General features: G+C 67.7%; 16 protein-coding genes. 6 read left to right on the top strand and 10 right to left on the bottom strand.

Translation table 11 applies throughout. The features are described from left to right. Positions 1-175: 175 nt before the first annotated feature. Positions 176-2,929: an RNA polymerase sigma factor RpoD gene (gene rpoD / locus QPK27_RS14845; protein WP_290419026.1), complete on the top strand. Its 2,754-nt coding sequence runs from the start codon at positions 176-178 to the stop codon at positions 2,927-2,929. Positions 2,930-3,106: 177 nt separating this feature from the next. Here rpoD and ppc read toward each other — a convergent pair whose 3' ends face one another. Then, positions 3,107-5,926 carry a phosphoenolpyruvate carboxylase gene (gene ppc / locus QPK27_RS14840; protein ID WP_290419025.1) on the bottom strand — a complete coding sequence of 940 codons (2,820 nt, stop codon included), beginning with the start codon at positions 5,924-5,926 and terminating at the stop codon, positions 3,107-3,109. A gap of 206 nt (positions 5,927-6,132) precedes the next feature. Between ppc and hemC the strand changes: the two genes are divergently transcribed. From hemC to ppa, 5 genes are all read left to right on the top strand, one after another. Then, a complete protein-coding gene (hemC, locus tag QPK27_RS14835; RefSeq protein WP_290419087.1) occupies positions 6,133-7,092 on the top strand; it encodes a hydroxymethylbilane synthase in 960 nt (319 codons plus the stop codon). A 40-nt stretch (positions 7,093-7,132) separates the two neighbouring features. Beyond that, positions 7,133-7,915, top strand: a complete 783-nt coding sequence (locus tag QPK27_RS14830; protein WP_290419086.1) for a uroporphyrinogen-III synthase — start codon at positions 7,133-7,135, stop codon at positions 7,913-7,915. Further along, positions 7,915-9,228 carry a uroporphyrinogen-III C-methyltransferase gene (locus QPK27_RS14825; RefSeq protein ID WP_374047070.1) on the top strand — a complete coding sequence of 438 codons (1,314 nt, stop codon included), beginning with the start codon at positions 7,915-7,917 and terminating at the stop codon, positions 9,226-9,228. Before QPK27_RS14830 ends, QPK27_RS14825 begins: the two co-directional genes overlap by 1 nt. Before the next feature lie 26 nt (positions 9,229-9,254). Further along, a complete protein-coding gene (locus QPK27_RS14820) occupies positions 9,255-10,481 on the top strand; it encodes a heme biosynthesis protein HemY (protein WP_290419024.1) in 1,227 nt (408 codons plus the stop codon). A gap of 251 nt (positions 10,482-10,732) precedes the next feature. Further along, a complete protein-coding gene (gene ppa / locus QPK27_RS14815) occupies positions 10,733-11,272 on the top strand; it encodes an inorganic diphosphatase (RefSeq protein WP_290419023.1) in 540 nt (179 codons plus the stop codon). Between the two features lie 193 nt (positions 11,273-11,465). Here the strand turns inward: ppa and QPK27_RS14810 are convergent, their stop codons facing one another. The 9 genes from QPK27_RS14810 to QPK27_RS14770 form a co-directional block, all read right to left on the bottom strand. Beyond that, entirely contained in the window at positions 11,466-12,902 is a 1,437-nt protein-coding gene (locus tag QPK27_RS14810) for a PA domain-containing protein (RefSeq protein WP_290419022.1), read from the bottom strand. Continuing rightward, positions 12,889-13,416 (bottom strand): post-PEP-CTERM-1 domain-containing protein, encoded by a 528-nt coding sequence (locus QPK27_RS14805; RefSeq protein ID WP_290419021.1) that lies wholly within the window; start codon positions 13,414-13,416, stop codon positions 12,889-12,891. The genes QPK27_RS14810 and QPK27_RS14805 overlap by 14 nt, the downstream gene beginning before the upstream one ends. A gap of 17 nt (positions 13,417-13,433) precedes the next feature. Further along, positions 13,434-14,108, bottom strand: coding sequence for a choice-of-anchor J family PEP-CTERM protein (locus QPK27_RS14800; RefSeq protein ID WP_290419020.1), 675 nt, complete (start codon positions 14,106-14,108; stop codon positions 13,434-13,436). 241 nt (positions 14,109-14,349) lie between these two features. Further along, on the bottom strand, positions 14,350-15,429 hold the full coding sequence (locus QPK27_RS14795; protein WP_290419019.1) for a branched-chain amino acid ABC transporter permease: 1,080 nt from the start codon (positions 15,427-15,429) through the stop codon (positions 14,350-14,352). 13 nt (positions 15,430-15,442) lie between these two features. After that, positions 15,443-16,465 (bottom strand): branched-chain amino acid ABC transporter permease, encoded by a 1,023-nt coding sequence (locus tag QPK27_RS14790; protein WP_290419018.1) that lies wholly within the window; start codon positions 16,463-16,465, stop codon positions 15,443-15,445. 8 nt (positions 16,466-16,473) lie between these two features. Beyond that, a complete protein-coding gene (locus tag QPK27_RS14785; RefSeq protein WP_290419017.1) occupies positions 16,474-17,241 on the bottom strand; it encodes an ABC transporter ATP-binding protein in 768 nt (255 codons plus the stop codon). Then, positions 17,207-17,998: an ABC transporter ATP-binding protein gene (locus tag QPK27_RS14780; RefSeq protein ID WP_290419016.1), complete on the bottom strand. Its 792-nt coding sequence runs from the start codon at positions 17,996-17,998 to the stop codon at positions 17,207-17,209. Before QPK27_RS14780 ends, QPK27_RS14785 begins: the two co-directional genes overlap by 35 nt. 1 nt (position 17,999) lies before the next feature. Then, positions 18,000-19,199, bottom strand: coding sequence for a substrate-binding domain-containing protein (locus tag QPK27_RS14775; protein WP_290419015.1), 1,200 nt, complete (start codon positions 19,197-19,199; stop codon positions 18,000-18,002). Between the two features lie 33 nt (positions 19,200-19,232). Further along, positions 19,233-20,105 carry an alpha/beta fold hydrolase gene (locus tag QPK27_RS14770; RefSeq protein WP_290419014.1) on the bottom strand — a complete coding sequence of 291 codons (873 nt, stop codon included), beginning with the start codon at positions 20,103-20,105 and terminating at the stop codon, positions 19,233-19,235. Positions 20,106-20,211 lie beyond the last annotated feature (106 nt).

Below are 20,211 nucleotides of genomic sequence, written 5' to 3'. Positions count from 1 at the left end.
CTCAGTTTCAGCACCCTCGCGCGGCCTGCCGGAAAAGTCGTGCTTGAAGTTAAGCATGTCCGCCCTTAGGTAGGGCCACTTCCGTTCCCCTTTCGCCGGTCCCGCTACTGCGGGTCCCGCTGGATATTTGACTTCGCAGGCGCCGCAACTCGCCTCGACTGGAGACTTTTAAGTTATGAAGAACACCGCCAAGACATTGACACTGACAGCGAAAAAAGCGCCGGCCAAGACTTCGGCGCCGCTGGCAGTGCCGAAAACCGCGACCTCCTACTTCCTCGAGACGGAAGCGGCGGCCAAGGTGACGGTGGTCAAGACCCGTTCGCGCCTGGCGACCCTCAAGGCCCAGGCCGACGCCATCCTGGCCGCCGGCCAGCCCGTGACGCCGGAACCGGTCGCCCAGGAGCCAGCTGCCCAGGAGCCAGTCACCGCGCCGGTGGTCGAGGGAGTGCCCGCAGCAGTGGCTGCGCCGGCGGCCGACGCTGCGCCGGCTCCTGAGGCCGCGCCCGCCGTGATCGAATCCATGGCCGACGCCGATCCGGCCGACGACTACATGCCGCAGCAGGCCAAGCCGGCTGCCGCGCCGCCGGTGATCGTGCGCAAGCGCGGCCGCCTGGCCGGCCTGAAGCTGGAAGCCGACGCGCCTGCCGCCGCCGAGCCGGAAGCCATCGCCGTGGCCCCGATCGCCGCCGCCGCGGCAGCTGTCGCGGCCGCCGCCGAGCCGGCGCCGAAAGTGGTGCGCACCCGCACCGCGCGCCGCGTCGACGCCGTCCAGGCCGCTGCGCCGGCCGTGCCGGCCAGCGCCGTCGGCGCCGTCAGCAAGACCACCGACGCCGCCGCGCTGGCCGCGATCGACACCTCGGGCTATCTGCTGCCGCAGGTCAAGGTCCCGGGCCGCCGTGGCCGCAAGCCAAGCGAATTCATTCCCGAGAATGACGAAGTCGCGGCGCTGAACGCGGTCGAGCGCGCCGAGCTGAAGGCGGCCTCGAAGGCGCGCGAGCGCAAGGCCAAGGGCATCGCCGCCCTGAGCGAGGAAGGTTTCTCGGACGCCGAACTGGAAAAGCGCCGCCTGCAGCTGAGGAACCTGATCAACATGGGCAAGGAGCGCGGCTACCTGACCCACGCCGAGATCAACGACCACCTGCCGGAAAACATCATCGATCCGGAAGCGATCGAAGGCATCATCGCGACCTTCAACGACATGGGCATCGCGGTCTACGAGCGCGCCCCGGAAGCGGAAATGATGCTGCTATCGGACCAGGCCGTGACCCCGACCAGCGAAGACGAAGTGGAAGCCGCTGCCGCCACCGCGCTGTCGACGGTCGACTCGGACTTCGGCCGCACCACCGACCCGGTGCGCATGTACATGCGTGAAATGGGCGCGGTGTCGCTGCTGACGCGCGAAGGCGAGATCGAGATCGCCAAGCGCATCGAGCAGGGCCTGAAGGACATGGTGCAGGCAATCTCGGCTTGCCCGACCACGATCTCGGAAATCATCGCGCTGTCGCACAAGATCGCCAGCGACGAGCTGAAGATCGACGACGTGGTGGACGGTTTCGTCGACCAGAGCGACACCACGCCGCCGGCCGCCAGCGTGGCCGCCGCGGCCGCCGCTTCCTCGGACGACGAGGAAGAGGAAGAAGAAGAGATCGAGGAAGAAGAGGAAGAAGGCGGCAACGCCGGCGGCGCCGCGGCCGGCTATTCGGCCGAGCAGCTGGCGCAGCTGCGCAAGAGCGCCCTGGAAAAGTTTGCCCTGATCGAGAAGCAGTTCGACCGCATGGGCCAGGCCTTCAAGACCGAAGGCTATGGTTCGGACAACTACAACGAAGCGCAAGAGATCATCTCGTACGAGCTGCTGGGCATCCGCTTCACCGCGAAAGTGGTCGAGAAGCTGTGCGACACCCTGCGTGGCCAGATGGACGAAGTGCGTTCGATCGAGCGCGCCGTGCTGGACATCTGCGTGAACCGCTGCGGCATGCCGCGCGCTCACTTCATCAAGGTGTTCCCGGGCAACGAGACCGATCTGGCATGGGGTGACCGCGAAGTCGACTGCGCGTATCCGTACAGCGCGGTGCTGAGCCGTAACCTGCCGGCGATCAAGGAATTGCAGCAGCGCATGATCGACCTGCAGGCACGCGTGGCGCTGCCGCTGGCCGACCTGCGCAAGATCAACAAGCAGATGGCGGCGGGCGAGAAGCGTGCGCGCCAGGCCAAGCGTGAAATGACCGTCGCCAACCTGCGTCTGGTGATCTCGATCGCGAAGAAGTACATCAACCGCGGCCTGCAATTCCTGGACCTGATCCAGGAAGGCAATATCGGCCTGCTGAAGGCGGTCGACAAGTTCGAATACCGTCGCGGTTATAAATTCTCGACGTATGCGACCTGGTGGATCCGCCAGGCGATCACGCGCTCGATCGCGGACATGGCCCGTACCATCCGCGTGCCGGTGCACATGATCGAGACCATCAACAAGATGAACCGCATCTCGCGCCAGATCATGCAGGAAACCGGTTCCGAACCGGACCTGCCGACCCTGGCCGCCAAGATGGAAATGCCAGAGAATAAGGTCCGCGAGATCATGAAGATCGCGAAAGAACCGATTTCGATGGAAACCCCGATGGGCGAGGACGGCGATTCGCAGCTGGGCGACTTCATCGAAGACAACGCGACCCTGGCGCCGCTGGACGCCGCGCTGCACGCCTCGATGCGCAACGTGATCAAGGAAGTGCTGGACTCCTTGACCCCGCGCGAAGCCAAGGTGCTGCGCATGCGCTACGGCGTCGAGATGTCGAACGACCACACGCTGGAAGAAGTGGGCAAGCAGTTCGACGTGACGCGCGAGCGCATTCGCCAGATCGAAGCGAAGGCGATGAGCAAGCTGCGTCAGCCGTCGCGCTCGGACAAGCTGAAGACCTTCCTGCACAACCAGTAACACGCTGGTGGTGTGGGTGTAAAAAAAGCCGCCCGGTGCAAGCCGGGCGGTTTTTTTGTAGGGTTGGCGGCTATGCCGCCGACGCGGTGATAGATAGCAGCGAGATCATCCGGCGCGAGATCGGAGCCGGTAACGATCGACGCGTCGGCGGCGGAGCCGCCAACCCTACGACGGCGATCAGCCGGTGTTGCGCAGACCCGCCGCCACTCCATTGATCGACAAATGAATCCCGCGATGCACGCGTGGATCGGCCTTCTCCGGGTCGCCCGTCAAAGCGCGGCGGCGGTGAATCAGTTCGACCTGCAAGTGATTCAACGGATCGAGATACGCGAACCGGTTCTGAATCGAGCGCGCCAGCAGCGGATTGCCGGCCAGCCGTTCGCTGGCCCCGGTAATCGCTTCCAGGCAGCGAATCGTCTCGCCATGCTCGTCCACGATGCGGCGGAAGATCCGCTCGCGCAGCTCTTCATCCGCCACCAGTCCCGCATAGCGCGATGCGATCGCCAGGTCGGTCTTGGCCAGCACCATGTCCATGTTCGACAGCAGCGTGGCGAAGAACGGCCACTCCTTGAACATCGTGCGCAGTTCTTCCAGGCGCGCTTCTCCGCTTGCTTCGCGGTCTTCTTCCAGCCAGCCTTTGACGCTCGACGCAAACCCGTACCAGCCCGGCAGCAGCAGGCGGCACTGGCCCCACGAGAAGCCCCACGGAATCGCGCGCAGGTCTTCGATACGGCGGGTCGACTTGCGCGAGGCCGGGCGTGAACCCAGGTTCAGTTCCGCGATCTCGGCGATCGGCGTGGCGGCGAAGAAGTAGTCGGTGAAGCCCGGCGTTTCGTACACCAGGTCGCGATAGGCTTTGTAAGCCCGGTTCGACAGCTCGGCCATGATTGTCTCGAAGCGCGCCAGCTGCTGCGCGTGTCCGCCATTGCCGGACGGCGGCGTGAGGCTCGCTTCCAGCGTCGCAGACACCAGCAGTTCCAGGTTGCGGCGCCCGATCTCGGCGTTCGAGAATTTGGAGGCGATGATCTCGCCTTGTTCGGTCAGGCGGATCTGGCCGTTGACGGTGCCGGGCGGCTGGGCGCGGATCGCGTCGTAGCTCGGACCGCCGCCGCGGCCGACCGTGCCGCCGCGGCCGTGGAACAGGCGCAGCTTGACCTGCCGTCCCTTGAACACTTCGACCAGTTTCAACTCGGCCTGGTACAGCTCCCAGTTCGAGGTCAGGAAGCCGCCGTCCTTGTTCGAGTCGGAGTAGCCGAGCATGACTTCCTGCAGGCGGCCCTGTTTCTCGATCACGCTGGCGACCAGCGGGATCGCCATCCACTCGTCCATGATGCCGGCTGCGCGCTGCAGGTCGGGAATGGTTTCGAACAGCGGGATCACCATGACATCGTTGGCGCCCGAGCTCACGCGCATCAGGCCCGTTTCCTTTTGCAGCAGCAGCACTTCGAGCAGGTCGGACACGGTCTCGGTGTGCGAGATGATGTAGTTGCGGATCGCGCGCGGGCCGTAGCGCAGGCGGATCTCGCGCGCAGTGCGCAGAATGGCGAGCTCGGAATTGGTCTCCTCGCCATAGGTCTCGTAGGGCGAGAACAGGGGGCGTGGCTGGGCGAGTTCCTTGAGCAGCAGGGCGCGTTTGTCTTCTTCCGGCAGCGCTGCGTAATCCTGTTCCACCCCGGCGCGTGCGAACAGCTCGGCCAGTACGCGCTCGTGGATGTCCGAACTCTGGCGCATGTCGAGCGAGGCCAGGTGGAAGCCGAAAATGCGCGCGGCGCGCAGCAGGCCGGCCAGGCGCGGCTGGATCAATACGGCGCCGTGGTTCTGGCGCAGCGAGTCGGCCAGCACTTCGAGGTCGGCCGCGAACAGTTCCGGATCGAGGTAGGGCGCGGCGTGGCCGACTTCGCGGCGCAGGATGTGGCCCACGCCCAGTTCGCGCGCGGTGGCGGCCAGGCGCGCATAGATGCCGATCAGGGCGCGCCGGTACGGCTCGTCGCTGCGGTGCGGCGAATTGTCGGGCGAGCTGGCGGCCAGGGTCTCGAGCGCGGGGCTGACTTCGATCAGCAGGGTCGACGCCGACAGCTCGGCGCCGAGGGCATGCACTTCGTCGAGATAAAAGTCGAGGATGGTGGTCGACTGGCGCGTCAGCGCGTGGCGCATGGTGTCGGCGTTGACGTTCGGGTTGCCGTCGCGATCGCCGCCGATCCAGCTGCCCATCTGCAGGTAGGAGGCGTGCGAGGTTGGTTCCGGCGCGGCGCCGTAGTGGTCGGCGATCTCGGCCTCGATGTCGTCGTACAGCGCCGGCATTTCACGCAGGAAGGTGATGCGGTAGTAGGACAGGGCGTTGTCGATTTCGTCGGCCACGGTGAGCTTGGAGTAGCGCAGCATGCGGGTCTGCCACAGCGTGGCGATGCGCGCGTGCAGCAGGGCCTCGTTGCGCTGGCGTTCCTTGGCCGTCTGCGGCAGGTCGCGCTCGGCCAGCAGGCGCGCGATGTCGTGCTCGGCGTCGAGGATGCTCTTCCTTTGCACTTCGGTCGGGTGGGCGGTGAGCACCGGCGAGATCAGGGCGTCGCGGAAGAATTCCTCGACCGTGTCCTGGCCGACGCCGGCCTGTTTCAGCTGGCCGAGCGCGTGGCCGATGCTGCCGGGGCGCGCGGCGGAGCCGGCCAGCAGGTGGGCGCGGCGGCGGCGGTTGTGGTGCTGGTCTTCGGCGATGTTGGCCAGGTGCGAGAAATACGAAAAGGCGCGCACCACCGAGATGGTCTGGTCGCGCGTGAGCGCGTGCAGCAGGTCGGTCAGTTCCTTGCCGGCCTGCGGGTCGTCTTCGCGGCGGAAGCGCACGGCGGTCTGGCGGATGGTCTCGACGATGTCGAACACCGCTTCGCCTTCCTGGTCGCGCAGCACGTCGCCGAGCAGGCGGCCGAGCAGGCGGATGTCTTCTTTGAGCGGCGCGTCCTTGTCGGCGCCGGTGCTAACTTCTGAGGCTACAGCTGGATTGTTCATATCGACCACAAGTTAAAGGGTAAGTGCGATGGCGGGTGGCCACGATCTGCAAGGTGCCCCCATGCTAAAATTTATGATCTTATGCAGGGGCCGAAACTGGCATCGTCCGGATCGGCCCGACGACAGTGAAAGAATCCGTGTTAAACGTTACTGAAACAGCTACCGAACAAGCTGCCGGGCAGGCTTCTGCTCCGGCACCGGCCAAACTGGCGCCGCTAAAACTGATCATCGCATCGCGCGAGAGCCGCCTGGCCATGTGGCAGGCGCAGCACGTGCGCGACCGGCTCGCGGCATTATATCCAGAATGTAGCGTCGAAATTCTCGGAATGACAACACGCGGCGACCAGATTCTCGACCGTACCCTCTCCAAGGTCGGCGGCAAGGGCCTGTTCGTGAAGGAGCTCGAGGTGGCGATGGCAGAGGGCCGCGCCGACCTGGCGGTGCACTCGCTCAAGGACGTGCCGATGGAGCTGCCCGAGGGGTTCGAGCTGGCCGCGGTGCTCGAGCGCGAAGACCCGCGCGACGCCTTCGTCTCGAACGACTACGCCGGCCTGGACGAGCTGCCGGCGGGCGCCGTGGTCGGCACCAGCAGCCTGCGCCGCCAGGCCCTGATCGCGGCGCGTTACCCGCACCTGGTGATCCAGCCGCTGCGCGGCAACCTGGATACGCGCCTGGGCAAGCTCGATCGCGGCGACTACGCGGCCATCATCCTGGCGGCGGCAGGCCTCAAGCGCCTGGGGCTGGAGAGCCGCATCCGCGCCGTGCTGGCGCCGGAAATGAGCCTGCCGGCGGCCGGCCAGGGCGCGATGGCGATCGAAATCCTGAGCGGCGCGCGCAGCGACGGCGTCGACATGCGCGCCGTGCTGGCGCCGCTGAACCACGCCGACACCGCCAGCGCCGTCACGGCCGAGCGCAAGGTGTCGCGCATCTTCGGCGGCAGCTGCCAGATCCCGCTGGCGGCCTTCGCCACCGTGGAAGACGGCCAGATGCGGCTGCGCGCGATGGTCGCCACCCCGGACGGGCTGCGCAGCGCGCATGCCGAAGTCTCGGGCACGGCGGCGCAGCCGGAATACCTGGGCGAACAGGTGTCCGAGCTGCTGGCGCAGCAGGACGCCAACGCGATCCTGGCGGCCTGCCGCCAGGAAGCCGCGCAGGATGACGCCTGAGCTGCGTGCGGGCGCGATGCATGAACCGGAGCTGGAGCGCATGAGCGGGCCGGCGGTCGTCATCACGCGTCCGCGCCAGCAGGCCGGCGCGCTGGCGCAGGGGGTAGCGGCGCTGGGGCGCACGGCGGTGCTGCTGCCGCTGTTGCAGATCGCGCCGGTCGAGGATCCGGCGCCGCTGCGCGCGGCACTGGCTTCGTTGAATACGCCGGACGATCCGGCGGCGCTGGTGGCGTTCGTGTCGCCGAATGCGATCGACGCCGCGTTCGCGCAGCTGCCAGCATGGCCGGCCGGCGTGCCGGTCGCGATCGTGGGCGAGGGCAGCCGCGCGGCGCTGGCGCGCCATGGCGTGGCCAGCCCGGACTACACGATCTTCAGCCCGGCCGATAGCGCGCACAGCGATTCGGAACACCTGCTGGCGAGCCTCGACCTGGCGTCGCTGGCCGGACGGCGCGTGCTGATCGTGCGCGGCGACGGCGGGCGCGAACTGCTGGCCGATGCCTTGCGCGCGGCTGGCGCGAGGGTCGAAGCGGTGGCCGCCTACCGGCGCAGCGTGCCGCTGCTGGACGAGGCGTTGCGCGCACGCTTGCGCGCCTTGCTGGCGCAGCCAAACGACTGGATAATCACGAGCTCGGAAGCCCTGCGCGGCCTGGCCGCGCTGGCCGCCGAATTCGACCCGGCCGGCGGCCTGGCCGCGCTGCGTGCGCAGCGCCTGATCGTGCCGCATGCGCGCATCGCCGCCACCGCGCATGCGCTGGGGTTCACCCGTGTGACCGAGACCGGATCGGGCGATGCACGCCTATTAGCAGCGTTACAATCACAATAATGAACGAATTGCCGAACAATCCAGACCAACCGCAGTTGCCGGGCGCCGGGGCGCCGAGTCTCCACAAGCCGGAGGCGGTTGTCGTGCCGCCGGGCGCCAGCGGCACCGCCGGCGCATCGTCCGCAGGCGCGTCGGCGCCATCGTCCGGCGGCGCCGCGGCCGGATCATCGAGTGGCGGCGCGGCCGGTGGCCTGCCCCCGGGCGGCCCGCCGCCGGCGGTGGCCGCGCCGCGCATGGGTGGTCCGGGCCGCGCCGGCCTGCTCGACCGCCTGGCGCGTCCGCTGCCGATGGCGGTGATCGCGCTCGCGGTGCTGCTGGCGCTGCAGACCTTCTCCTCGCACAACCGCATCAATTCGCTGCGCCAGGACATGGCGCGCTCGCTGCAGAAGGGGAACGCGGTGAACGCCGAGACGGCGGCGCTGGCGCGCGACGTGGCCGACCAGTCCAAGGAACTGCAGATCAAGGTCGGGGTGCTGGAAAGCCGCCAGAGCGAGGCCCAGAGCCAGCAGCTGGCGCTCGAACAGCTGTACAAGGACCTGTCGCAGAACCGCGACGAGTGGGCGCTGTCGGAGATCGAGCAGGTGCTGTCGACCGCCAGCCAGCAGCTGCAACTGGCCGGCAACGTGCAGGGCGCGCTGATCGCGCTGCAGAACGCCGACCGCGCGGTGTCGCGTTCGGACACGCCGCAATTCCTGTCGATCCGGCGCGCGATCGCGGCCGACATCGAGAAGCTCAAGGGCCTGCCGGCGGTGGACCTGGCCGGCGTCGCGCTGCGGCTGGACAACGTGATCGGCCAGGTCGATGCGCTGCCGATGCTGGCCGACGAGACGCCGCTGCTGCCGGTGGCGCCGGTGCGCAGCACCCGTCAACATGAGAACAAGGCCGCCGCCAAGGCCGGCACTGCTGCCGCCGCCGAAGCTGCGCCGCTGGGCGTGGGCCAGCGCATGCTGCAGACCTGGCGCCTGTGGAGCCAGGAGATGTGGGACGACGTGCGCCAGCTGATCCGGGTGCGCAGCGTCGAGAAGCCGGAAGCGCTGATGCTGTCGCCGGCCGAATCGTTCTTCGTGCGCGAGAACCTGAAGCTGCGCCTGCTGAACGCGCGCCTGGCGCTGTTGTCGCGCAACGAAGCGACCTTCCGCGACGACATCGCCACCGCCCAGGCCACGCTGAACAAGTATTTCGATACGCGCGCCCGCGTCACCCAGTCGGCCCAGGCCGCGCTGCGCCAGGTGCAGGCGAATAACCTGACGATCGAGATACCGACGCTGGCGGACAGCCTGAACGCCGTGCGCAACTACAAAGCGAAACAATAAGCCATGCACAAAGCGAAGCGATAATAATGCGTTTACTCCTCTGGTTAGTCGCGCTGATGGCCACTGCCATCGGCATTGCCGTGACCGCGCGCTTCAATCCGGGCAACGTGGTGCTGTTCTATCCGCCGCACCGGATCGACATGTCGCTCAACCTGTTCGTGCTGATGCTGGGCGCGCTGTTCGTGGCCCTGTACGGGCTGGTGCGCGCCTTCTACGCCACCGCGCGCATGCCGCAGCGCGTGGCCGCCTATCGCCAGCGCAAGCGCGAGCGCGAAGGCAACAAAGGCTTGCGCGATGCGCTCAAGGCCCTGTTCGAAGGCCGCTTCGGCCACGCCGAAAAGGCCGCCATGCGCGCCGCCGAGCTGCCCGAGAACGCGGGCCTCGCGTCCCTGATCGGCGCGCGCGCCGCGCACCGCATGCGCGAGCCGGCGCGACGCGACGCCTGGCTGGCCGGCGTCGCCCACGACGCTTCGCTCAAGACCGCACGCCTGATGACGGTGACCGAGCTGCTGGTCGACGACCACCAGCACGACGCCGCGCTGCAGGCGGTGGACGAACTGTTCGCCAGCGGCCAGCGCCATATCCACGCCCTGCAATGGGCGATGAAGGCCAACCAGCAGGCGCGTAATTGGCCCGAAGTGCTGCGCCTGGTGCGCATCCTCGACAAGCGCAAGGCGCTGCATCCGGCCCTGGCCAAGCGCTTGCGCGAGCTGGCCTACCAGTCCTTGCTGGGCGAGGGCGGACACGATGCCGAATCGATCCGCCGTACCTGGGCCGGGGTGCCGGCGGCCGAGCGCACGGCGCCGTATATCGCGGCGCGCGCAGCCGAGGCCTTCAATGCGTGCGGCCTGCACGACGAAGCACGCGCCATCGCCGAAGAGTCGCTCAAGGCGGACTGGGACGAGCGGGTGGTGCGCGCCTACCGCGACGCCGCCGGTCCGGCCGGTTCGCCGACCCTGCTGGCCCAGATCGAAAGCTGCGAACAGTGGCGCAAGACGCGTCCGATGGATGCGCAGCTGGCGCTGACGCTCGGTTCCCTGTGCCTGAAGCAGAAACTGTGGGGCAAGGCGCAGCGCTACCTGGAGCAGGCGCTTTCAGACGCGCTGGACGCGGAGATGGTGCGCGAGGCGCACCTGAAGCTGGCCCAGATGCACGAGGCGCTGGGGCAGGAGCAGGAGGCGGCGAATCATTACCGGCAGTGTGCGCTGGTGGGTTGGACGGCGATGCCGTCGAAGCGGTCGGCGCTCGTCTGATCGGCGTTGCGCGTCGGGCCGTGCCGGCGGTGGGGGGGCAATACCTCCCGGCACGCGTGATTTGAACGCGTGGACGGGATGCCCGTCCACCCTGCGTCGCCATCAACGGTTGCCGGTCGATCGGGATCCACGGGCCGGTCACCGTTCGCGCAGCGCACGCACACCATTGCCTACCGACCACCCGCACAGGGATTGTGCGTTTCGCTATAATGACGGTCTATTATTGACTCTTGAGCAACCAAGGACCATCCATGAGCCTGAATAACGTCCCAGCCGGCAAAGACGTGCCGAACGACTTCAACGTCATCATCGAAATCCCGATGAACGCCGACCCGGTCAAGTACGAGGTCGACAAGGACAGCGGCGCGATCTTCGTCGACCGCTTCATGGGTACCGCCATGCACTATCCGTGCAACTACGGCTACGTGCCGCAGACCATCGCCGACGACGGCGACCCGTGCGACGTGCTGGTCATCACCCCGTTCCCGCTGCCGCCGGGCGTGGTGGTGCGTTGCCGCGCGCTGGGCGTGCTGAAGATGACCGATGACGGCGGCGGCGACGCCAAGGTGATCGCCGTGCCGGTCGAAAAAGTCCTGCCGATGTACAAGAAAATCCAGTCGCTGGACGACCTGGAAGAACTGCGCGTCAAGCAGATCCAGCACTTCTTCGAACACTACAAGGATCTGGAACCAGGCAAGTGGGTCAAGATCGAAGGCTGGGCCGGCATCGACGAAGCCAAGGCCGAGCTGGTCAACGGCGTGGAAGCGTTCAAGAAGCAAAGCCAGGCCTGAGCCACCGTCGGATCGTGCCGGGTCGAACCTGGACCGGGGCTGTGCGCAGCCTCGGCCAGTATCGAGCTGTTATTTGCCGAATGAAGCCGGCGCCCGCGAGGGCGGCCGGCTTTTTGCTTTTTGCGTGTCACATCTTGCGGCTACTTTCTATTGCCGCAGCCATTGTCGGACGATGGCCGATCAGCAGCCGCGCTTACCAGCCAATATCGCGCAGCAGCGGATAGGTCAGGTCGCGCGGCGGCGTCACCACGTGCGGCAGGTCGTCGTTGATCGCCGGTTCCATCAGCTGGTTCGGGCGCGCCTCGGTGGTGTAGTGCGATACCGAGGAGCCGGGCGCGTTGACGCTCGGCGTGTACATCAACATGCGCCGCTGGGCGTCGGCGCCGGCCAGCCTGGACGCGTCGGACGCCAGCCGCGCCACCACGCCCGAGCGGGTGCGCGAGCGCTGCTGCAGCGCCGTCTTCAGCGTCTGGCCGTCGGCCTGGGTGATGCGCACCGAGGTGATCGTGATCGCCGGATCGGTCCCCGGCAAGCCGGCCACCTCGCCCGGCACGACGTCGGCCAGCACCATGCCGATCGCGCCGGCCGCCTGGACGTTGCGGGCCTTGACCACGAAGTCGCAGCTGCCGCGATCGACCAGGGCGATGTTGCCGCGCACGGCGCGCGCATTGGTCGCGTTCAGCGCAGTGCAGGCCAGGCCAGTGCCGTTGCTCTGGTCGACCACCGGCATCAGCTGGCCGCTCACCGCGCTGCCCGACACCGGCGTGCCGAAGGTGGCGTCGCCGACCGCATAGGCGCCGGCCGCGCCGCCCGCGTTCGGCCCGCTGATGCTCAGCACCGAGGCCGGTCCCAGCGCGGCCGGGACGGCGGCGGTGACGTTGGCGCCGTTCCATGACAGGCCGCGCCAGGCGATGGCCGAGGCCACCCGTTCGGCGTCGGTCATCTGCACCCACAGGCGCTCGGTGCGGTTGTCGATCAGATAGTGGTCCCAGATCGACGGAATGTCGAGGATCCGGGCGCCGGTCTCGTCGTCGGTGAAGGTCTGGAAGCCGAGCCCGTGCGCGATCTCGTGCAACAGCGTGGTGACCAGGTCGATCCCGTCGCCGGCGTTGTTGTCGAAGCCCAGGTAGAAGGTCAGGCCGGGCACGCAGTCCGGGAACAGGCCGAGCCGCGAATTGAAGCGCGCGATGATGTGCGGCACGGTCGGGGCGCTGACGTCCAGGCCGAGCAGCTTGCTGGCCAGCGCGGCCGGATACCAGGTGTTGGCGCGCGGCGCGTTGGGGAAGTCGCTCCAGATCTCGTTGGCGCCGGCCGAGCCGAGCACGGCGCCGGTGGCGTCGCAGGCCAGCGGCACGAACGAGGCGCCGATCCGGATCGGCACGTCGCTGGTCAAGGTCGCGCCCCAGATGTCGGCGGCGCGCTGGAACGCGTTCAGGCGCTGCTCGCCCAGCGTGGTGCCGGGATTGCCGCCCACCGGCGCGGCCGGGGTCGGATCGTTGAAACCGACGCCGGCCGCGTTCTGGTTGACGATCACGATGGTGGCGGCGCGCGCGGCGCCGACGTTGGCGAAGGTGGCCAGCGCCAGCAGCACGATGGCGGTTGCGCGGGCGGCGAGATTAGCGGTGATCATGGCGGGCCTCCTGGACGGCGCCGTTGCGGTCGAGCGTGGGTTGGGCGAGGGCGCGCCCGGCGGCGGCGGCGCCGTGCACGCATTGCTGGTCGAGCTTGCCGTCAGGGGCGCGCTTGACCACCGAATACACCAGGCCGCGCTCGCCGAGCTGCACGTGGCGCCTGCCGTCGGGGCCGGTGATCATGGTCGGCGGCGGGGGCGCGGCCAGCGCTGACGGACCCTTGCGCTGCAGGGCGCGCATCTCGTCCGGGGTCGGGGCGCGCAGGCGGCCGGTTTCGGCGTCGCGCACGACGGTCAAGCCCTGGGCGCCGCCTGCGGGCGTCGAACCGGCGCCCGAACCCGGGACGCCATTCGAAGCCGGCGCCGGAGTCCGGGTCGAGGCCTGGGCCGGACTCTGGGCCGAAGCCTGTGGCGCCGGCTGTGCTGCGGGCGATGGCGGCGCCTGGTTGGTCGCGCCGGCTGCCGAACACAGCAGGGCCAGCGGCAGGATAAACAATGGGGCGGTGGTTCTCATGATCTTCTCCGGTAGCCTTATTGACCGAGGCGGCGCCGCGCCAGGCCGACCATGCCGAGGCCGCCGGCCAGCATCAGCCAGAAGGCCGGCTCCGGCACGGCGGTGACGACGCGCACGGTGTCCAGTCCGATGTAGCTGAGCGTGGCGGCGTCGCCCAGGTAGCGGAAGGCGAAGCGTCCTGGCCCTTCGACCGCGAGATCGGCGTTCCATTGCGTCCAGTCGGTCGGGAAGGCGCTGGCGCCGCCGATCGTGGCCAGGACGGTGTCGAACGAGGCGGCATCGGTGCCGCTGCCGGCGCCGAAGCGCACTTCGAGCAGGTCGGCAAAAGGCGCCGCGGCCTCGCGGTTGGTGAAGAACGACAGCGTGCTGAGGCCGGTCAGGGTGAGGGTGGGCGTGATCAGCCAATTGTCGACTGCGCCGGCGCCGTTGGCGGCGCCGAGGAAGTTGGCGCCGGCATACGAGTTCTCGGGCCCGGCCTGGGCGGCGAAGATGCCGGCATTGCCCTGGAACCAGCCGGTGCCGGGCGGGATGCTGCGGTTGATGCTGTCCCAACCGGTCAGCCCCGCCAGATTGGCGAAGCCTTCATCCAGCACGGTAACGCCGGCCTGCGCCTGCGCCGGCGCGGAGGCGGTTGCGGCCGCGGCGACGATCGCCGCGGCGGCCGCCGAACTACGGAATGTGAGCCGTTTCATGAAGATGTCTCTCTGTTGAGCCAGAAGGATGGGAGTCCCCGCGCTGGCAAACGACGAGGCCATTGCCATCTTCAGAATAAGAACGACAAGCGAAGCGGTATTGATGTGGTTTGGACGGCCCGAGCCGTTGATCACGGTTGGCTCAAGGTGGATTGTGGAACTGGGCCGTTAACCTTGCTTTTGCTGAACAGTCCGCCAAAAAAAATGGCCTCCGAAGAGGCCCCTGGAATAGTGACGGGCGCTAGCGTTGCCGTGCCAGCCAGGCGCGCAGGCGCAGCTTGCCGACGATCCCGATCGGGAAGAAGTAGATCGACAGGATGAACAGCACCCCCAGCCACAGCATCCAGCGGTCGGGATGCAGGGCGGCGGCCAGCATCGGCGCACCGGCCATGGCCTCGGAGCCGTGCGCCATCAGTTCCTTCAGGTAGTTCTGGGCCAGGATGAACAGGGTGGCGCCGACCACCGCGCCATACATCGTGCCCATGCCGCCGATGACCACGATCAGCAGGATGTCGGTCATCACCTCGAAGCCGAGCGAGGTCTTGGGGCCGACGTAGCGCAGCCACAGCGCCATCAGGGCGCCGGCCAGGCAGGCCACCAGCGCCGCCAGGCAGTTGGCCCAGATGCGGTACACCATGGTGCGGTAGCCGAGCGCCTCGGCGCGGAACTCGTTCTCGCGGATCGCCTGCAGCACGCGCCCGAACGGCGAATTCACCAGCCGCAGCAGGAAGAGGAACAGTACCAGGCAGCCGCAGAACACCAGGTAATAGGTCAGCACCTTGCCGTCGACGTAGCGGCCCAGCACGTCGTTCTCGAACAGGAGGAAACTCGGCGACAGCAGCTCGGGCACGCTGAAAGTGACGCCGTCCTCGCCGCCGGTGAAGTCCGACAGTTGCGAAGCCAGTACCGCGAACGAGGAGGCCACGGCCAGCGTGATCATGGCGTAGAAAATGGCGCGTACGCGCAGCGCGAACAGGCCGACCACCAGCGCCAGTGCCAGCGCCAGCAGCAGCGCGAGGCCAAGCCCGGCCAGCGCCACGCCCCAGGTCGGCTCGTCGACGCGTGCCAGCGCCAGGCCGATGCCGTAGGCCCCGATGCCGTAGAACATGGTGTGCGCGAACGAGACGATGCCGGTGTAGCCCAGCAGCAGGTCGTAGGAGGCGACCAGCACGATGTAGACGCAGATGGTGGCGGCGGTGTTGAGCGGACGCGCGCCCGAAAACAGGAACGGCGCCAGCGCCAGGCCGGCTACGATCAGTAGCAGGACGCCGGTGAGTACGCGGCTGCGCGGCAGGTCGCCGGAAAGGAGTCGGTGCAGCATGCTTACCTCCGCCTTATCGGCCAATGCGTGAATACAAGCCCGCCGGGCGCCACAGCAGGATCGCGATCATCAGGATGATGTTCGAGACCAGCGCGACCTTGGGCGCCAGGAAGCCGGCGTAATTGGCCACCAGCGCCGTCAACAGCGCGGCGATGAAGCAGCCACCCACCGAGCCGAGGCCGCCGATGATCACCACGATGAAGATCATCACCATCAGCTCGCCGCCCATGGCCGCGTTCAGGGTTTCCTTGTACAGGCCCCACATCACGCCGCCCAGGCCGGCCAGCGCCGAGCCGGCGGCGAACACGGCCACGAACAGGCGCCGGATGCGGTAGCCGAGCGCCTCGACCATCTCGCCGTTCTCGACACCGGCGCGGATCAACAGGCCGATCCTGGTGCGGTTCAGCACCAGGAACATGACGGCGAACACCACCAGGCCGACCACCACCGCCACCAGCCGGTATTTCTCGATCGCCGCGTCCTGGAACAGGATCGCTCCGCGCAGCGCGGTGGGCAGCGGCAGCGGGATGGTCTCGGCGCCCCAGATCACGTGGATCAGTTGCTCGGCGACGATCATGCCGCCCATCGTGATCAGGATCTGCTTCAGGTGCTGGCCATAGACCGGCATGATGATGATGCGTTCGAAGGCCCAGCCGAGCAGGCCGGTGACCAGCATCGCCAGCAGCACCGCCAGGCCCAGCACGCCCAGGTTGAGCAGCAGCGAGTCGACTTCGAGCCAGCCGCGCATTGGCAGCAGGACCATTGTGGCGGCGAAGGCGCCGACCGAGACGAAGGCGCCGTGGCCGAAGTTCAGCACGCTCATCAGGCCGAACACCAGCGTCAGGCCGCTGGCCATGATGAAGATCATCATGCCCATCGCCAGGCCGGCGACGCTCAGCGTGACCCAGGTGGGAAAGCTGCCAACTAGTGGCAGCATGGCCAGCATCAGGATCGGCACCAGCAAGGGCGGCGCGATGTCGCGCCTGGCGCCGGGGAGGGCGGCTTCATGCTGCGGGAGAGGAAGGGTTGCACTCATGATTGTTCCTATTGATGCGTATCGAGCGACAGGCCGAGCAGGCGTTGCTGCAGGGCGGCGTCGCCGGCCAGCGCCGCCATCGTGCCGGCGTGGGCCACGCGACCGTCGTCCATCACGCTCACGGTGTCGCCCAGCGAGCGGACGAAGTTGAAGTTCTGCTCGACCAGCAGGATGGTGGTTTCGCGCTCCTTGAGTTCGCGAAAGGCCGCGATCAGGCTGTGCACGATGCTCGGCGCCAGGCCCTTGGTCGGTTCGTCGACCAGCAGCAGTTTGCGCGGCTCGACGATGGCGCGCGCGATCGCCACCATCTGCTTCTGGCCGCCCGACAGGTTGCCGGCCGGGTAGTTCCAGAACTTGCGCAGGGCCGGGAAGAAGCCGCAGATCCAGTCCACGCGCGCCTGGTCCAGCGCGCCATTGCGCGCCGCCAGCACCAGGTTCTCGCGCACCGTCAGTTCGGAAAACACGGCCATGTTCTCGGGCACGTAGGCGATGCCGGCACGCGCGATGTCGGGCGTGGCCAGTGTCGTGATGTCGCGCCCGTCGAAGCGGATCGTGCCTTCGCTCGCCTTCCACAGGCCCATGATGGTGCGCAGGGTGGTGGTCTTGCCGGCGCCGTTGCGGCCCAGCAGCACCGACAGGCCGCCGCGCGGCACCGCCAGGTCGACGCCCTGCAGGATGTGGTACTGGCCGATGCGGGTGTGCACGCCAGTCAGCTGCAGCAGTGGTTCGGCGTGGCCCGGATCAGGCCTGAGCGTGTTCGGATTCGGCTGTTCCAAGATAGGCTTCCTGTACGATCTTCGATTGCATCACCGCGCCCGGTTCGCCGTCCGCCACCAGGGCGCCGTTGTGCAGCACCACGATGCGGTCGGCCAGCTGGCGCACCACGTCCATCTTGTGTTCGACCAGCAGCACGGTCTTGTCGCGCTCCTGCTTGACCTGGCGGATCAGGTCGAGCACGACCGGCACTTCGTCCACGCTCATGCCGGCGGTCGGCTCGTCGAACATCATCACGCTCGGCTCCAGCGCCAGCAGGATCGCGACCTCGAGCTTGCGTTGGTCGCCGTGCGACAGGGCGCCGACGAACATGTCGCGTCGTCCGATCAGGGCCACTCGCTCCAGGTAGTGTTCGGCGCGCGCGATCAGTTCCTTGTGGCTGGGCCAGATCGAGAAGAAATGCAGCCCAAGGCCGGCGCGGCTCTGCACCGCCAGGCGCACGTTCTCGATCACGGTCAGGTGCGGGAACAGGTTGGTCAGCTGGAAGGCGCGTCCGATGCCGAGCCGGGTGCGGCGCGCGGCGCCGTCCTTCGTGATGTCGCGCCCGTGCAGGTGCACGCTGCCGGCGCTGGCGGCGAGCTGGCCCGAGACCAGGTTGAAGTAGGTGGTCTTGCCGGCGCCGTTGGGGCCGACGATCACGGTCAGGGTGCCGGGATAGAAGTCGGCGCTGACCGCGTTCACCGCGACGTGGCCGCCGAAGCGGATGGTCAGGTCGCGGGTCGAGAGCGATGGCGCGCCGATGTCGATGGAGCTCGCCATGTCAGCGCTTGTTCCGCACCGGCAGCGGCATCTCGCTGGCCGGGATTTCGCGCACCAGTTCCAGCAGGTCCCACTCGTTCTTCTGGTCCTTCTTGATCTTGAAGTGGTACATCGGCTGGATCGCCTGGTGGTCTTCCTTGCGGAAAGTCATGGTGCCTTTCGGCGATTCAAAACTCATGCCTTCCATCGCCGCCACCATCTTGTCGCCGTTGCCGTCGCCGACCTTGGACAGCGCCGCCACCACGGCGCCGGCCGCCGCCATGCCGCCGGCGGTGAACATGTCGGGCGGGGCCTTGAAGCGCTTGACGTGCTCCTTGACGAACCAGTCGTTCATCTTGTTCTTCGGGAAGTCGTAGTAGTAATAAATCGTGCCCTGGGTGCCGGCAAAGTTCTTCCAGGTCTTCATCACCGGCAGGATGTTGCCGCCGGGGGAGAGCACGATGCCATGGCGTTCCGGCTTGAGGTCGGCGATCTTGTTCATCGGATTCGGGCCGGCCCAGACGATCTGCAGGATGCGCGGCTGCGGCTTGTCCTTCAGTGCATCGAACAGGCGCTGCGACGAGGCGGTGAAATCCGTGGTCGTCATCGGCGCATATTCCTCGTGCACCACCTTGGCCTTGCTGCCGGTGGCGCTCAAGGCTTCCTTGCCGGCCTTGATGGCGTCGCGGCCGAATGCGTAGTCCTGGGTCAGGAAGCCGATGCTGCCGCCCTTCAGGGTGCTGGCGGCGGCCAGCGCGTCCTGCATCGAGCTGCGCGCGGTGCGGAAGATGTACTTGTTCCACTTGTCGCCGGTGATGGCGTCGGCCACCGCCGGTTCGATGATCAGGACCTTTTTGTACTCCCGGGCCACCGGCAGCATCGCCAGCGCCGAGCCGGACGAGGTGGTGCCGACGGCGATGTCGACCCGGTCGTCGCCATAGGCTTCGGCCAGCAGGGTGCGGCCGAGGTCGGGTTTGCTCTGGTCGTCCTTGACGATCACCTTGATCTTGCGGCCATTGACGGCCATGGTGCCGTTGGTGAGGTATTCGAGGCCCAGCATGAAACCGGTCTCGGTCTCGCGCGCATAGGTTTCCAGGGCGCCGGTCTTGCCGGCGATCAGGGCGACCTTGAAGTCCTTGCCCTGGGCCAGGACGGATGGGACGGCGCTGATGGCGAAGGCAGCCATCAGGGACAGGGCGAGTGGTTTGATGGATTGCGGCATTTGCTTGGTCTCCTTGATCTCTTGTTTTTTACGTTATGGCACCCGCGCCAGGAAGGCGCGGATCGCCTCGAGGGCGTCGGGTTCGGTCAGCATCGGTGCATGGCCGACGCCGGGCACTTCGGCATAGTCCATGCCGGGGGCGGCGCCGCGCATCCAGGCCGCCTGGCGCGCTTCGACCAGGTCGGACAGCTCTCCGCGCACCAGCAGCGTGGGGCGTTGCCGGGTCAGGCGCCGGAACGCCATGCGCAAGGCGAGCGAGGTGGCCGGCAGTTTGCCGTTCAGCAGGCTGTTGGCGATGCCGGGGTCGTAGCGCGGGCACAGCGTGCCGTCGTCGCGCTGCTCGAACGCGCGCCGGGCCCACTTGGCCCATTCGCTGTCGGGGTTGGACGGGAAGGCGCAGGCGTTGATGTCGCGCACGTGGCCGGCCGCTTCGTCCCAGCTGGCGAAGGTCGGCTGCTTGCCGGCGTAGCCGGCGATGCGGCTCAGGCCGCGCTGGGACAGCACCGGGCCGACATCATTCAGCACCGCCGCCGCGATCAGGTCGAGGCGGCGCGCAGCCAGGGTCATCGTGATCAGGCCGCCCATCGACGTGCCGACGAAGACGGCGCGTTCGATGCCGAGCGCGTACATCAGCCCGGTGACGTCGTCGGCGTAGACCGACAAGGCATAGTTGTCGGGATTCGGGTCGCGTGCGGAGTGGCCGCGGCCGCGCACGTCGACGGCCAGCACGCGCCGGCCCATGGCGGCCAGCTGGGGGGCGAGCTCGTCGAAGTCGAGCGAATTGCGGGTCAGGCCGTGGATGCAGATCACCGGGAGGCGAGCCTGGCCGCCGGAGCCGGGGTAGTCGCGTGCGTAGAGCGAGAGGCCGTCGCTGCTGGGGTAGCTGATGGGGGTGAAGAGGGGCACGCTGGGTGGTTCCTGTGTTGAGCGATCTAGTGAACGGTTTACCTGTTCTGACGGTGCGGTTTCGGTTTGGGAACTTGGGTCCCCGCCTTCGCGGGGATGACAGGCT

Source organism: Massilia sp. YIM B02443 (assembly GCF_030411955.1).
GTDB lineage: Bacteria > Pseudomonadota > Gammaproteobacteria > Burkholderiales > Burkholderiaceae_D > Telluria.
Note: the sequence above shows the minus strand (reverse complement) of the source record. Positions and strands in the feature narration are given on the sequence as shown.

Excerpts from the sequence above, each read along its gene's own strand:
- rpoD (WP_290419026.1), top strand. The coding sequence starts at position 176 with ATGAAGAACACCGCCAAGACATTGACACTGACAGCGAAAAAAGCGCCG.
- ppc (WP_290419025.1), bottom strand. The coding sequence starts at position 5,926 with ATGAACAATCCAGCTGTAGCCTCAGAAGTTAGCACCGGCGCCGACAAG.
- QPK27_RS14830 (WP_290419086.1), top strand. The coding sequence starts at position 7,133 with ATGAGCGGGCCGGCGGTCGTCATCACGCGTCCGCGCCAGCAGGCCGGC.
- QPK27_RS14825 (WP_374047070.1), top strand. The coding sequence starts at position 7,915 with ATGAACGAATTGCCGAACAATCCAGACCAACCGCAGTTGCCGGGCGCC.
- QPK27_RS14820 (WP_290419024.1), top strand. The coding sequence starts at position 9,255 with ATGCGTTTACTCCTCTGGTTAGTCGCGCTGATGGCCACTGCCATCGGC.
- ppa (WP_290419023.1), top strand. The coding sequence starts at position 10,733 with ATGAGCCTGAATAACGTCCCAGCCGGCAAAGACGTGCCGAACGACTTC.
- QPK27_RS14810 (WP_290419022.1), bottom strand. The coding sequence starts at position 12,902 with ATGATCACCGCTAATCTCGCCGCCCGCGCAACCGCCATCGTGCTGCTG.
- QPK27_RS14805 (WP_290419021.1), bottom strand. The coding sequence starts at position 13,416 with ATGAGAACCACCGCCCCATTGTTTATCCTGCCGCTGGCCCTGCTGTGT.
- QPK27_RS14800 (WP_290419020.1), bottom strand. The coding sequence starts at position 14,108 with ATGAAACGGCTCACATTCCGTAGTTCGGCGGCCGCCGCGGCGATCGTC.
- QPK27_RS14795 (WP_290419019.1), bottom strand. The coding sequence starts at position 15,429 with ATGCTGCACCGACTCCTTTCCGGCGACCTGCCGCGCAGCCGCGTACTC.
- QPK27_RS14790 (WP_290419018.1), bottom strand. The coding sequence starts at position 16,465 with ATGAGTGCAACCCTTCCTCTCCCGCAGCATGAAGCCGCCCTCCCCGGC.
- QPK27_RS14780 (WP_290419016.1), bottom strand. The coding sequence starts at position 17,998 with ATGGCGAGCTCCATCGACATCGGCGCGCCATCGCTCTCGACCCGCGAC.
- QPK27_RS14775 (WP_290419015.1), bottom strand. The coding sequence starts at position 19,199 with ATGCCGCAATCCATCAAACCACTCGCCCTGTCCCTGATGGCTGCCTTC.